The 13049-nt window shown below is 68.7% G+C and carries 14 protein-coding genes; 3 read left to right on the forward strand and 11 right to left on the reverse strand.

The window, feature by feature from the left end; all coding sequences use genetic code 11:
• From HOV91_RS04305 to HOV91_RS04335, 7 genes are all read right to left on the reverse strand, one after another.
• Positions 1-1187 (reverse strand): family 1 glycosylhydrolase (locus tag HOV91_RS04305; RefSeq protein ID WP_174184123.1); only part of this gene is annotated, 1187 nt, incomplete at its 3' end.
• Positions 1188-1280: 93 nt separating this feature from the next.
• Positions 1281-1862 carry a TerD family protein gene (locus HOV91_RS04310; RefSeq protein WP_174184124.1) on the reverse strand — a complete coding sequence of 194 codons (582 nt, stop codon included), beginning with the start codon at positions 1860-1862 and terminating at the stop codon, positions 1281-1283.
• A 100-nt stretch (positions 1863-1962) separates the two neighbouring features.
• Complete coding sequence (locus HOV91_RS04315; protein ID WP_438822630.1) at positions 1963-2898, reverse strand: phytoene/squalene synthase family protein; 936 nt, start codon at positions 2896-2898, stop codon at positions 1963-1965.
• Positions 2895-4430: a phytoene desaturase family protein gene (gene crtI / locus HOV91_RS04320; protein ID WP_174184125.1), complete on the reverse strand. Its 1536-nt coding sequence runs from the start codon at positions 4428-4430 to the stop codon at positions 2895-2897. The genes HOV91_RS04315 and crtI overlap by 4 nt, the downstream gene beginning before the upstream one ends.
• 15 nt (positions 4431-4445) lie before the next feature.
• Complete coding sequence (locus HOV91_RS04325) at positions 4446-5564, reverse strand: polyprenyl synthetase family protein (RefSeq protein ID WP_174184126.1); 1119 nt, start codon at positions 5562-5564, stop codon at positions 4446-4448.
• Positions 5565-5629: 65 nt separating this feature from the next.
• Positions 5630-6124 carry a DUF6764 family protein gene (locus HOV91_RS04330; protein ID WP_174184127.1) on the reverse strand — a complete coding sequence of 165 codons (495 nt, stop codon included), beginning with the start codon at positions 6122-6124 and terminating at the stop codon, positions 5630-5632.
• A gap of 126 nt (positions 6125-6250) precedes the next feature.
• Entirely contained in the window at positions 6251-6862 is a 612-nt protein-coding gene (locus HOV91_RS04335; RefSeq protein ID WP_174184128.1) for a TetR/AcrR family transcriptional regulator, read from the reverse strand.
• A 42-nt stretch (positions 6863-6904) separates the two neighbouring features.
• On the opposite strand from HOV91_RS04335, the gene HOV91_RS04340 reads away from it, so the two are divergent.
• Positions 6905-7408: a DUF6463 family protein gene (locus HOV91_RS04340; protein WP_217439511.1), complete on the forward strand. Its 504-nt coding sequence runs from the start codon at positions 6905-6907 to the stop codon at positions 7406-7408.
• 132 nt (positions 7409-7540) lie between these two features.
• Here HOV91_RS04340 and HOV91_RS04345 read toward each other — a convergent pair whose 3' ends face one another.
• From HOV91_RS04345 to HOV91_RS04360, 4 genes are all read right to left on the reverse strand, one after another.
• Positions 7541-7873, reverse strand: coding sequence for a hypothetical protein (locus HOV91_RS04345; RefSeq protein ID WP_174184129.1), 333 nt, complete (start codon positions 7871-7873; stop codon positions 7541-7543).
• Positions 7864-8562: an MspA family porin gene (locus HOV91_RS04350; RefSeq protein WP_312884460.1), complete on the reverse strand. Its 699-nt coding sequence runs from the start codon at positions 8560-8562 to the stop codon at positions 7864-7866. The genes HOV91_RS04345 and HOV91_RS04350 overlap by 10 nt, the downstream gene beginning before the upstream one ends.
• Positions 8563-8599: 37 nt before the next feature.
• Entirely contained in the window at positions 8600-10543 is a 1944-nt protein-coding gene (locus tag HOV91_RS04355; RefSeq protein WP_246349823.1) for a glycoside hydrolase family 15 protein, read from the reverse strand.
• Positions 10544-10703: 160 nt separating this feature from the next.
• Positions 10704-11285: a TetR family transcriptional regulator gene (locus HOV91_RS04360; RefSeq protein ID WP_174184131.1), complete on the reverse strand. Its 582-nt coding sequence runs from the start codon at positions 11283-11285 to the stop codon at positions 10704-10706.
• 84 nt (positions 11286-11369) lie between these two features.
• Here HOV91_RS04360 and HOV91_RS04365 point away from each other — a divergent pair, with 84 nt between their 5' ends.
• Positions 11370-11846 (forward strand): DUF4334 domain-containing protein, encoded by a 477-nt coding sequence (locus HOV91_RS04365; protein ID WP_438822631.1) that lies wholly within the window; start codon positions 11370-11372, stop codon positions 11844-11846.
• 6 nt (positions 11847-11852) lie between these two features.
• On the forward strand, positions 11853-12941 hold the full coding sequence (locus HOV91_RS04370) for an NAD(P)-dependent alcohol dehydrogenase (RefSeq protein WP_174184229.1): 1089 nt from the start codon (positions 11853-11855) through the stop codon (positions 12939-12941).
• Positions 12942-13049 lie beyond the last annotated feature (108 nt).

A 13049-nucleotide genomic window follows, 5' to 3' on the forward strand; every position in this document is an offset into this window, starting at 1 on the left:
GTGCGCACGTCCACGGTGTAGAGGCCGAATCGGGGGGTGTAGCTGCCCCATTCGTAATTGTCGGTGAGGCTCCAGTAGTTGTAGCCCATGAGGTTCATGCCGTCGGCCTTGGCGCGCTGGAGCCAATAGACGGTGTCGCGCAGGTGATCGCCGCGGGAGTAACCGTCGGCGCGCGGACGGCCGTTCTCCGAGGGCATGCCGTTCTCGACCACGTAGAGCGGCTTGCCCGGGAATCGGCGCGAATAGAATTGCAGCGCATAGTAGATACCCTCGGTGCGCAGCGGCAGCTCCCAGATCTGCGGCCCCGGCAGGTTCGGCATCGCCGAGCCGCTGGCCCGCACGATGGACTCGATCAGCGACTGGGCCGGATCGTAGGCGAAGTAGTAGTCGACGCCGACGTAGTCGAGCCGGTCGCCGATGCGGTCGATCAGAGGACCGTTGACCTGGGCCTCGGAGCCGGCCACATAGCCGACATTGCTGGTCACCTGGGCGCCCGGCTGCTGTTGATGGATGTAGTCGTAGATGGCGTTGTGTGCCTGCGCGACTCGCTCCAGCATCTCCGCGGCGTCCGCGGCGCCTCGGCGCACCTCGTGCATGATGTAGGCGACGGGCTCGTTCACCGTGACCCACAACGGATTCCGGGAAGCGTAGCGGTCCACGACGTTGCGCATATTGGCCAGCCAGTCGTCGACCATCCGCGGATTGCGCCAACCGCCGCGGTCTACCGCCCAGCCGGGGTAGACCCAGTGATCGAGGGTGATCATGGGGCGCATCCCGGCCCGCTCGACGCTCGCGATGACCGCGTCGTAGAAGCGAAACGCGCCCTCGTCCCACACTCCCGGCGCGGGTTGCAGTCGGGCCCACTCGATCCCGATCCGGAACACCTGCGTGCCGAGCCCGGCCGCGAGCTGGATGTCCGAGTCGTACCGGTTGTAGAAATCGACCGAATCGCGCAATTCGTCGTAACCCGGGTTCCCGGCGACGTACCGCGTCCAATTGCTGTCGGGCGCACGGCCTTCGGACTGGAATCCCGACGTAGAGACGCCCCAGAGGAACTCCGAGCCCAGCGGCGCCGGGCCTGCGACCGGCTGGATCAGCGGGGTGGCCGGGGCGTGAGCGGCCAGCAGCAGCGTGGATGCCGCGGCGGCGAGCGCGGCCAGGACGTACCGACGGAACCGAGATCGCATCCGCCCAGGGTAGCCGCGCTCGTCCGGCGAGTGTCGAAATCCGCGTATCGGGGCGATTCGAAGCGTGGACAGCCGACGCCGAACGTACCGTCGCTACTGCATCGCGAAACGCAGCAGTGCCTGCATGTCGCCCTGCTTGATCTTGCCTTGGCGGTTGAGGACTTCCAGCTGCCACTGATCGCCGTTGCGGAAGGCGCGGGCGACCGCGTTGGCGTTGTCGGTGCCAAGGAGCGAGGGCCAGATATCGGCGACTTGCTGACTGTTGCCGCCGGTCGCGTCGTAGATCTTGAAGGAGATGTTGTTCGCCTTCTCGAAGGAACTGCCCTTCTTGAACGCGGCGGCGACGAAGATGATCGCGGTGATCGCAGTGGGGACATCGGCGAAGGTCACGTGGATGGTCTCGTCGTCACCGGAAGCGGCGCCGCTCTGCTCGTCACCGGTGTGCGAGACCGCGCCGTTGCCCAGGGGGTCCAGCGAATCGAGGCCGGCGAAGCGCACCGGGTCGTTGCCTTGCATGAGGATGGCGATCAGATCGAGATCCACACCCTTCTTGCGGCGCGCCCAGCCGAGTGCACCGCCGCTCGTGCCGGAGGACGGATCCCAGCTCACCCCCACACTCAACTTCGAGATACCTGCGAGGTCTGCGGCACCGTCTTCTTTTCTGAGCGTAATCACGACATCAGGATACTGATGGTTGCCTGTCGCGCTCGGCGGACAATCGACTTCGCCTCCGCTACCAGAGCCAGCGGAATTCGCACCGTTCCCGCCGCAATCGTCACCGGTTCACTCGGCGCGCCCACCATGCCTTGGCGAGTCCGGTCGCCCCGACCCGGGCTCGCCGCCGGTTCGGCACCGTGGCGCGATGGTGGAACACGGCGAAGTCGCTGTCCTCGATGCGGTCGAGAATTTCGGCGTACAGCGTCGTCGCCGTCGCTACGCACGGGCGCGAGCGGCGGTGCAGCAGCGCGATTCCGGCGTCGGCGAAGCGGTAGATGTCGCGAGTGAGCGCGGACTGGGCCGCCAGGGCGCGGCGGACCCGGGGCTCGGTGCGCTGACGTGCCAGGCACCAGTGCAGGAGGTCGCGATCGACGCCGAAGTCGGCCAATTCGTCGGCGGGGAGGTATACCCGGTCACGGAGCAGGTCCTCGCCGACATCGCGCAGGAAGTTGGTCAGCTGGAACGCCTTGCCGAGAGCGGCGGCATAGGGTGCGGCCTCGGTCGCGCAGGCGGTCCCCAATACCGGCAGGAGCTGCAATCCGATCACTTCGGCCGAACCGTAGATGTAGGTGTTCAGCGCGGCGCGGTCGGGATAGTCCGTCACGGTCAGGTCCATCCGCATCGATGCGAGGAAAGCGTCGAACAGGGCTGCTGGCAGGCGATAACGATCGGCGGTGTCGAGAACCGCGGGGAGGACCGCGTCGGCGGTGGCCCGGCGCTCGCGGAAACATCCCGCCAGTGCGTCCAGTTGCTGTGCTCTCTCCATGGTGTCGCGCTGCGGGGCGAACTCGTCGAGTATGTCGTCGGCTCGGCGCGCGAACCCGTACAAGGCGTGCACCGCGGGACGTTGATCAGGTGCGAGCAGTCGCGTCGCGAGGAAGAAGGTCTTTCCGTGGCGCGCGTTGAGCTGCCTGCAGTACCGGTAGGACCGCTGCAATTGCGGGTCGGTGATATGGGTGGCGGTACGAGTCATCTCGATTCCGATCACAGTCATCGATCGATGCGGGCGGCGGTGAGTGCGCTACCCGCCTGCGCGGAGCGGTGATGCCGGGCGGGTCGCAGGCCGGTGATGCGGTCCGCGGCGAGTCTGCCCGAGATCAGCACCGGCGGAATGCCCACCCCGGGCACGGTCGAGCCACCGGCCAGCACGACGTTGTCGATCCCGCGCGGCATGTTGGCGGGCCGGAACGGACCGGTCTGGGTGAAGGTGTGGGCGAGCGCGAACGGGCTTCCCGCGAGCATGCCGCGGCGCGCCCAATCGGCGGGCGTGTCCACGCGCAACAACTCGACATCGCCGAATCGGGCACCGAGACGCTGCTGAGCGATTCCCACGATGTGCTCGGCGTAGCCGGATCCGTCGCGGTCCCAGTCGATCCGGCCCCGTTCGAGATTGGGGACCGGCGCGAGAACCGACAGCAGGTCCCGCCGCGCCGGAGCCAGCGACGGATCGCTGGCCGTGGGACGAGTGACCAGCAGCGAAGGATCGCGCATCACCTGCCCCCGGTCGATGACATCGCGAAAGGACTCCTCCCACGCGTCCCCGAACAGCAAGCTGTGGTGCGCTGTCCCGGTCGAGGGCGCGCATGCGAGATGGGCGATCACCGCCGACGGGGCGGAGGTCAGCGGAACCGGCCGCCGTGGTGCGCGCCCGAGCAGGCGGTATGCCTCGGGTAGTTCCGTCGTCAGCACGACGGCGTCGCAGGGTATCCGGTCGCCGTCCCGGGTGAGCACGCCGGTGATCCGGGAGCCCGTGCGTTCCAGGGCGGTCACGGCGGTGTCGTAGCGGAATCGGACACCGGCATCGGTCGCCGCGCCCGCCAGCGCGTCCGGAAGCGCGCGCATTCCGCCCTGCGGGAAGAAAACGCCGCCGATGGTGTCCATATAGGCGATGACCGCATAGGCGGCCAGCGCCCGGGTGGGCGCGACACCCGCGTAGAGGGATTGAAAGGTGAAGACACGCCTGAGCTCCGGGTCGTGTATGTAGCGAGCGACGGCGCGATCCCACTTCCCGAAACCACCCAGCGCGACCAGTCGGGCCAGCGAGGGGGTCAGCATCGACAGCGGCGAGTCGAAATTGGCCGCGATGAACCGGTCCATCTCCGCTCGGTACAAACGTGTCAGCCAATCCCGCAGGCGGCGATAACCGTCCGCGTTGGCGGCGCCCGCGAAGCGGCGGATCTCCTCTTGCATCCGCTCGGCGTCCGTGTGTACCTCGAGCGTGCGCCCATCGGCGAAACTCGCCCGGTACGCGGGCTCGACGGGCAGTAGCCGTAACCGATCCGCCGCGCGGGCTCCGGCGGACGCGAAGACACTTTCCACGAGTTCCGGCATGGTCAGGACCGTCGGACCGGTGTCGAGGCGGTAGCCGCCGAGTTCCGCGTGTCCCGCTCGTCCGCCCGGTACCGCGTCCCGTTCCACGACCGTCACCTCCCGGGACCGGCCCACCAGGTGCATGGCCGCGGAGAGACCGGCCAGACCGGCCCCGACGATCACGACCCGGTCGGTGGCGCCATTGACGGTGCGCATCGGTAGAACCTCCTGTCAGGCAACGCGTTCGGCGCAGGCGGTGGCCATGCTCCCGAGGGCCGCGCGCAGCGGTGCGGTGAAGATCGCGCTGTCCAGTGCGCTCCGCGCTCGGGCCACCCGCTCGGCGATCATCGCCTCGGCCTCGGCGGGTGCACCGGATTCGACGATCAGAGTTCGGGCGCGGTCGAGTTCCTCGGCCCCGAGCCGGGGACGATTCAGCAGCTCCGCGAGTTCGGCCCGGGCCGACGGGGTGGCCATCTCGCGTGCGAGCACCAGCACGGTGGTGGCCGTGCGCTCGGCGAGATCGCCGTCCGCGGGCTTGCCGGTCACGGACTGCGACCCGAGGACGCCCAGAATGTCGTCGCGCAACTGGAACGCCTCGCCGACCGCCGTGCCGTAGCGGCCCAGCGCCTCGAGGACGGGTGCTGGGCAACCGGCGAGTGCGGCGCCCATCTCCAAGGGGCGTCGCACCGTGTAGTTGCCGGATTTCGCTCGCGCGATGGCCAGGACCGAAGCCGGCGTCGGCTCGGTGCGCGCGTCATTGAGCAGATCGGCGAACTGCCCGGTCGCCAGCTCCAGCCGCATGGCGTCGTAGCGCGGCCATACCGGGCGCAGCGCCGATTCGGTGCAGCCGCTTTCCCGCAGCATCCGTTCGGCCCACACCAGGCACATGTCGCCGAGCAATGTCGCGGCCGACTCGCCGTACCTGGTGGACGAGCCGGGCGCGCCGCTGCCGCGGTGGAGTGCGGCGAACCGGACATGCGCGGCCGGGGCGGCTCGGCGGGTGGCGGACTGGTCCATGACGTCGTCCTGCAGCAAGGCGAACGCGTGGAGCAGTTCCAGGCTCGCGGCGGCCCGCAGTGCCGCCGCGTCATCGGGTGCGCCACACAGCCAGCCGAGATACATGAACGTCGACCGCAGGCACTTCCCGCCTATCGCGTATTGGCGCAGGACCTCCTGTGCGCCGAGGCGGCGAAGGGCCGGGGGACATTCGCGCAGGAGGAAACCTTGGATTTCGCCGAGCACCGCTCGGCGCACCGCCGCACGCCACCGCGGGAACGAGTCCTCTGCCGCGAGGACCGGGATTCCACCGGCCGAGGCGGCGACCGTCGATCCGGGCGACACGATGGTCATCACCGACCCCTTTCCCAAGCCTCGGGCTACCACTCGACCTCCATGATGTTACACGTAACGATGCACTATCGCTGCGAGAAGCAGCCCTGCCAGGTTTGGAAATCACCGGCGAAGGCCCAGTCGCCGGAGCATGTCGGCGCCGAGGTTCCGGTCACCGCGACCGTAGATCCCGGGCCTGCGATGCCGATCGACAATCCAGGGCGCACGCCGGTGGTCGTGACGGTCGCGCCGGGTCCGATGGCAATCGCGGCGGGGCCGGACAGGGGGGCCGAGTTCGAACTCGCCGTGCCGCCGTTCTGCGCGATTGCCAGGGAAAGGCTGGTCGGTGCGGCATTGGCGGAGGCGGTTCCGTCGAGGCCGTAAGCGGCCGCGGCCCCACCCGCGGCGCTGGTGGCCGAACACGAGGCGCCGCTGTCGGAGGTCAGCGTCGCCGCGGGGCCCGGAGCCGGGCAGGCCGCTGGAGCGGCGGCACCGGTGGGCGCGGCGACGAGTATGCCCAACGCTGCCGCAGCGACGCCGGTCGCCAGCCCGAATGCTCGCATGCGAATCGGTGGATGCATGACGTTCTCCTCTCGGTCTTGGGTCTATAGGACTCCACAATACGCGATTAACGATGCAAATTCGATGCATCACCTACTGGTTAGCGGGCGCCACACCCGCCAGTGCGGGACGGCGGGCATTCGGCGCTAGGCGGGCGGCGGCCGGAGAAGGTGTTCACCGGCGAGCTGGATGGCTTCGCGCGTGGTGTACCCGGGGTGGTCGGCCACGATGAAGTGGCGGCCGATCGCGAGGGCGAAGGTCAGCGTGCTGCGTGCCTCGATCTCGTCGGGGTCGGTGATGAAGGCACCGAACATCTTGCGCAGGAATCCCATGCGCTCGTTGTCGATACGCCGCAGGCGCGCGGCGACGGACTCGTCGTTGCGGGCCCAGGCGCGGACCGCGAGATCGATCCGGTGCAGGTCCTCCGCGAAGGTCAGTCGTCCCGCGCGACGGATCCGGTCGGCGGCATCGACGCCTTCGGTGTCGGCCTGGGCGATCACTTCCGTCGTGCAGCGCCGCTCCCATTCGTCGAGCATTTCGCTGAGCAACGCGGGGCGGCCGTCGAAGTGCCCGTAGAACCCGCCTTTCGTGACGCCGAGTTCGGCGGCGAGTGTCTCGACGCGGACGGCGTCGGGCCCGCCTCGGGCCAGGGCCTCGAGTCCGGCCTCGATCCAGCGGGCTCGGGTCGTGCGGGGGACAGCGGGAATCTGGTCACCTCCATTGCTCGCGCCGCTTTTATACGTTACCGTACAGACCAACTGTACGGCACCGTATAAAAGAGCAGCCGCACCCTGCCCCGCATGAGCGCGACAGAGTCGGGGCGTAGGAGAGGGCAGGTCACGATGAACTCCAAGCGAATGCTCCGCTGGGCGGGCGGCATCATGCTCGTGCTGGGCACCGGCCACCTACTTCTGCTGGCGCTCGCCGCCTGGCAGGAGATCACCGGCTGGGTGGACGAGGGGCTCTGGGCGGCCGTGCCGCTCACGCTCGCGGGCGCGGAGTCGGCGTCGACCGTGGAGTCCCTGGAGAACAAAGTCACCTTCTGGGCCGGCCCGGGCAGCTTCGCCGTGCCGCTGATCCTCCTGGGTCTCCTGATCTGGCATCTCGCAGGCCGCGGAGTGGCAGTACCCGCCTGGCTCGGCTGGAGTCTTGCCGTTTGGTGTGTGCTGGGCGGCGTCCTGCTGGTGCCGTCCCCGTACTTCGTCGGCGTCATCGCCGGGGTGCTGATCATCTGGGCGGCGCGACAGGACGACCAATCGCCGCGTGCGGCGGCGTCCACGTCGTCCGTGGTTGAACGAACCTGATCAATCCGTACCGCACTCCTGAGCCGGGTGGGCGAGGCGGTGCTATCGCGGTGGTTGACAGCCCTCGGGACCGGGGTCGATATTCCTGCTCGGCCGAGTGACGGGGGCGAAGCGCCGCCCCCGGCTCGTCGGCTACTTGGCCGGCACGATCGGCGTGCCGCCGCCCGGACCCGGCGCGGGCGGAACCAGCGCGCCCGCAGGTGTATTGGTGCTCGGCGCCGACCGTGCGGGCGGCGGCGCCAGCATCTGCAACGGCAGAGCTGGTGGCGGGGCCGCGGGCCCACGTGGTGTGGGCTTGTCGGTGCCGCACCCGGGAGATGCGGACCCGCCTGGTGTCTCGCCGCAGGTTTGCGGAGGGCCGGCCGGAACAATGGGTTCGGCGGAGGCGGTGGCGGCGGCCAGGATCAGTGAGACCGACACACCGGCCGGTGCGATCCAGCGCCGCCACATCGGGATCACAGCCATATCGGGTCACCGTAGACGGCGACCGAATTGTCCGCCGTCGCCGTGGAGATCGACACGACCGCGAACGAACGCAGGCTGACCGCGCCCGCACACGCATCGATCTTGATCTGGATCTGATCGACCGAGATCGAACCGTGCGCGCCGGCGAGCGCTTTCGTGCCGAACGTGATGCTGCTGATGGTGCCGGGCTTGATGGTCGTCGACATGTTGGGCAGCGCCAGCGCGCTGCCGCCGACCGCGAGCCCGGGGGAGGGGACGACGGTCACCGACGCGTTCGGGCCGATCGCCGCGGAGATGCCCACGGTGAGGCCGTTGGAGACATCGGCTTGGCAGCCGATCTGGTAGCCCAGCTGCAACGTGCCCGAGTTCACCGCCGCACGGCCTTCGCCGCCGATATCGGCCGCCGCCGAAAGCGTGACGAAGCCTTCTCGGGTGAACGGGGTCGCGGCCAGATTGGGCACGCGTTGCACGTCTTCGGCGGTCTTGCTGATCCGCAACTCCCAGCCGTCCTCGGTCTCGACGACGCGAGATTTGTCCGCCACTGGATCAGCGGCCGCGGGGGCGGTGGTCATGCCGAACGCCGCGGTCGCAGCGATGCCGAGCATCGCTATGGTCGAGCCCTTCAATGAAATCCTTAGTCCTGGTAACAGTCGGACGTGATAGTACTGACTCCGGGCTCGCCGCGGCACGAAAGACCGCTCATTTCCGCACCCCGCACGGTTTTCGTCACCGGTGGATGTATCCGCGGGTGAGTGGCGCATCGTCCAGTCGCGGCGCGATCGACTCGCCGCCGAGTGCCTGCCGCAGCAGCGCCTGTTCGTCCTGGATGACGTGCATCACCGCGTTGATCAGGGCGAGATGGGTGAACGCCTGGGGGTAGTTGCCCCAGTGCCGTCCGGTGCGGGGATCGATCTCCTCGGCGTAGAGCCCGAGCGGGCTGGCGTAGCCGAGCAGTTTCTCGCACAGTTGCTTGGCCCGTTGCTTTTCACCGATCTCCGACAGCGCCGAGACGAGCCAGAACGAGCAGATCGTGAATGCGCCTTCCGCCCCGGCGCAGCCGTCGTCGGTCTCGTCGACGCGGTAGCGCAAGACGAGGCCGTCTTCGGTCAGTTCCTCGGCGATGGCCAGCACGGTGTTGCGTACCCGGTCGTCGTCGGGAGGCAGGAAACGAACCAGCGGGATGAGCAGCGTCGAAGCGTCCAGCGCCGTGCTGCCGTAGTACTGGGTGAACACCCGCCGGGAGTCGACCGCGTGCGCGCAGATGTCGGCGTGGATCTCGTCGGCGGCCCGTTGCCAGCGTTGGGCGCGGTCGACATCCTGGTGGATGCGAGCCAGCCGGGCGCCGCGATCCGCGGCGACCCAGCACATCACTTTGCTGGAAGTGAAGTGCTGGGGCTGACCGCGAACCTCCCAGATGCCGTGATCGGGGTCGCGCCAGTAGGTGAGGGCGCTCTTGACCGCCCGCCCCAGCAGCGGCCAGGCCCGCGCATCGATTTGATCTTGATGGCGGGCGTAGAGGTAGACCGCGTCCAGCGCCGCCCCCCACACGTCGTGCTGGCGTTGGCGGTACGCGTCGTTGCCGGTGCGCACGGGGCTCGCGTTGTCGTATCCGCGCAGATGGGGGAGGGTGTGCTCGGTGAGATCGGTTTCGCCTCCGATGCCGTACACGATCTGCATGTCCCTGGCTTCCTCGGTCAGGTCGAGGATGTAGGAGAAGAAGTCGTTCGCCTCCCAGCTGAAGCCCAGTGTGTACAGGCCCCACAACGCGAAGGCGGAGTCGCGGATCCACGAGTAGCGATAGTCCCAATTGCGTTGCCCGCCCGGGGTTTCGGGCAGTGACGTGGTGGCGGCGGCAGCGACCGCGCCGGTCGGCGCGAAGGTCAGTCCCTTGAGGGTCAGCGCGCTGCGGGTCAGTTCCGCGGTCCACGGATGGTCCGGGAAACGACCGCCTGCCAGCCAGTGCCGCCAGTGGTGAATCGTGCGCAGCAGCCGTTCTTCGGCTTCCTCGACGTCGCCGGGGGCGTCGCGAGTGCCCCAGGAGAGCGCGCAGAAGCGGGTGTCGCCCGTCTTCAGCATGGTGCGGGCGACCGCATGCGTGCCTTCCAATCCCAACCGCATGTCGGTGCTCAACGTCAGCTGCAGATCGGTTCCGTCGGCGCTGGCCTGTGCGAGGTAATAGCTGCCGAGGTAGTCCCACCGGGCGCGATACCTGCCGTAGTCGAAGGCGGGTTGGCAATCGAGGTTGAAGTGGATCTGGCCGGTCTCGCAGTGCACCGTCCGCAGCAGAATGTGTTCGGCGTCGTAGTCGGTGGGGGTACGCCGATGGGCGCTGCGGCCCGGTGTCTGGTGCCGCCACGGCCCCACCAGCAGCACATCGCGCACCGTCGCCCACCCGTCGCCGCTGCGCCAGCTGGTCTCCATGACCATGGTGCCGGGGATGTACCGACGGTCGGTGGGCACCATGAAGTCGGCAGGGGCGAACCGGAACGAGCCCGCGGATCGATCGAGGATCGCCGCGAAGACGCTGGGGGAGTCCATCCTGGGCAGGCACATCCACTCGATGGCTCCGCTGGGGGCGATGAGAGCGGTGACTTCGCAGTCGGAGATGAACCCGTAGTCATCGATGCGCGGGAACGCCGTGAGCCGCGGCGCGCGTTCGATCTCGTCCATGCCTTGCTCCATCGTCGTCTCGGCCCCACCTTCGGCCGGGCATCCGCGGGATTACCTGCTGGACCGCCTTCCCTCAGCGCTGCGAGCGATACGGGCGTGCGTGACGTGACGCTCTCCTAGCCCATCACCTTCGGGGCTGTGTCGGCAAGCCCCTGCGAAGTCAGCGACGGTCTTCCGCGCGGGGCGCATCCGGGCTGACCAGGCGGTGGGCGGCGAGAACCGTCGCGGCGCGGCGTTCGCCGATGTTGTGATGGTCGGTGCGGGTGGCGTGCATGGCCGCGGTGCGGGCGAGGTCGGTCAGCATGACGATCAGGGTGACGGGCCCGAACGCCTCCGTGATCAGGCCCCGGTCCTGCCCATGGCGGATCTCGGCGAGTTTTCCGGCGATGATGCGGCGGATGGCGTCCTCGGCGGCCGGGATGTGGGTCTGTTCGATCTCGGCCCACGCCTGCAGACGCGCGTTGTCGGGGTGCGCGATGTAGTGATCGAAAAGCCTGCCCACGTAACCGGGCAGGTCCGCGGCGTCGAGGGCGGTCTCGTCGGTGGTCTGCGTGACCCATTCCTCGGTGACCGCGGCATACAGCTCGTCCTTACCCGCGAAATACGCGTAGAGCCGGTCTTTGCTCGCCTTGGCCGCGGCGGCGATCCGGTTGATGCGCGCGCCGGCGATGCCGTACTGGGCGAACTCCGCTTTGGCCGCAACGAGGATTCGATCACGGGTGGCCTGACCTGCTGCGCGCATGGCGGCATCCTATCTTGCCGAACCTTTTGGTTCGGATATACAGTTGCCGAACCAAAAGGTTCTGGAACTGCGCTGGGAACGAGGATGGGCATGGGCTCCGAGGGGAATGGCTGGCGGGATCTCGCCGAACGGGAAACCGGGGTGTCGGCGGCCGAGCTGGATGCGCTGTGGGCCGGATTGCCGGTCGCGCGTGCCGAGGACATCTTGGGTGAGTGGAAGGGGGCGGCGTTCCCGACCGGGCATCCGCTACGCAAGGCGCTGTCGGCGAGTCGCTGGTACGGCAAGACTTTTCGCGGCCTGCTCGATGCTCAGCCGTTGATCTGCCGTGCCGAGGACGGGTCGCTGTTCTCCAATGTCGAACTCGGCGGCGGCGGGGAAGCGACGTTGTGGAACATCGAATTCCGCGGCGAGGTGACCGCCACCATGGTCTACGACCGCCGCCCGGTCTTCGACCACTTCAAATGGCTCGACGACAACACGCTGATGGGCATCATGAACGGCCGCCCCGACGTGGTGCTGGTCGACGGCGAGCACTTCTATTTCCTGCTCGAGCGGATCTGAGCGATGGTGACCACCACCGCGGTGCTGTCCCGCGATCCCGCCGCGCCGTTCACCGTCGAAGCCGTCGAGATCGACGAACCCCGCGACGACGAGATCCTGGTGCGGGTACAGGCCACCGGCATCTGCCACACCGACCTGGTCACTCGGGCGGCGGGCGGCGCCGACCGTCCCGTGCTGCTCGGGCACGAGGGCACCGGAGTGGTGGAGACCGTCGGCGCTGCGGTGACCGGCGTGCGGCCCGGGGATCGTGTCGTGCTGACCTTCCGGCATTGCCGAACGTGCCGGAACTGCCGAGCGGGTCGCCCGGCGTATTGCGTGCGCGCGCTGGAACTCAACCAGTTCGGGGCCCGGGCGGACCGGACGCGCCGGGTGACCGTCGCGGGAGCGCCGGTGCGGGACGGGTTCTTCGGCCAGTCCAGCTTCGCCGCGTACGCCTTGAGCACGGTCGACAACACGGTGGTCGTCGACACCGAGGTCGATCCGGCGGTGCTGGCTCCGCTGGGGTGCGGGTTCCTGACCGGCGCGGGCGCGGTGCTCAATGTGCTGCGGCCGGACCGGGATGCCCGGGTCGCCGTCTACGGCGCGGGCGCGGTCGGCATGGCGGGCGTGCTGGCGGCGCTGGCGTGCGAGGTCGCCGAACTGGTCGTGATCGAGCCGTCACCGTTCCGGCGGGCATTCGCGCGGGACCTCGGCGCCACCGCGGTGCTCGATCCGGCGGCCGACGACATCGTGCCCGCGGTTCGCGAGCTGACCGACGGCGGGGCCACCCACGCACTCGACACCACGGGATCGGCGAAAGTCCTCGCCGCGGCGGCCGCCGCGGTCGCGATCGGCGGCACCGTAGTCGCGGTCGGCCTCGGCGCCGGAGTGCCGCCGATCGACCTGCGCGACATCGTATTGGGCGGCAAGGCGATCCGCGGTTGCCTCGAAGGCGACGCGGTACCCGCGACCTTCATCCCCTACCTGCTGGACTTGCATGCCGCGGGCCTCTTCCCGATCGATCGGCTCGTCACCACATACCCGCACACCGATATCAACCTCGCACTCGCCCAGCAGCATGAGGGCACCATCGTCAAACCCGTTCTGACTTGGTGACCGCCCGGCCGTCGAGATCCCGAAACCTCGTGCCCAACGCTCATCTCGGCGACCCCGCATCCGGGTGCTGTCCGCGGAACGTCGGAGTACCGCACGCGATAGTGTGGC

Source organism: Nocardia barduliensis (assembly GCF_013315795.1).
GTDB classification, from domain to species: Bacteria; Actinomycetota; Actinomycetes; order Mycobacteriales; family Mycobacteriaceae; genus Nocardia; species Nocardia barduliensis.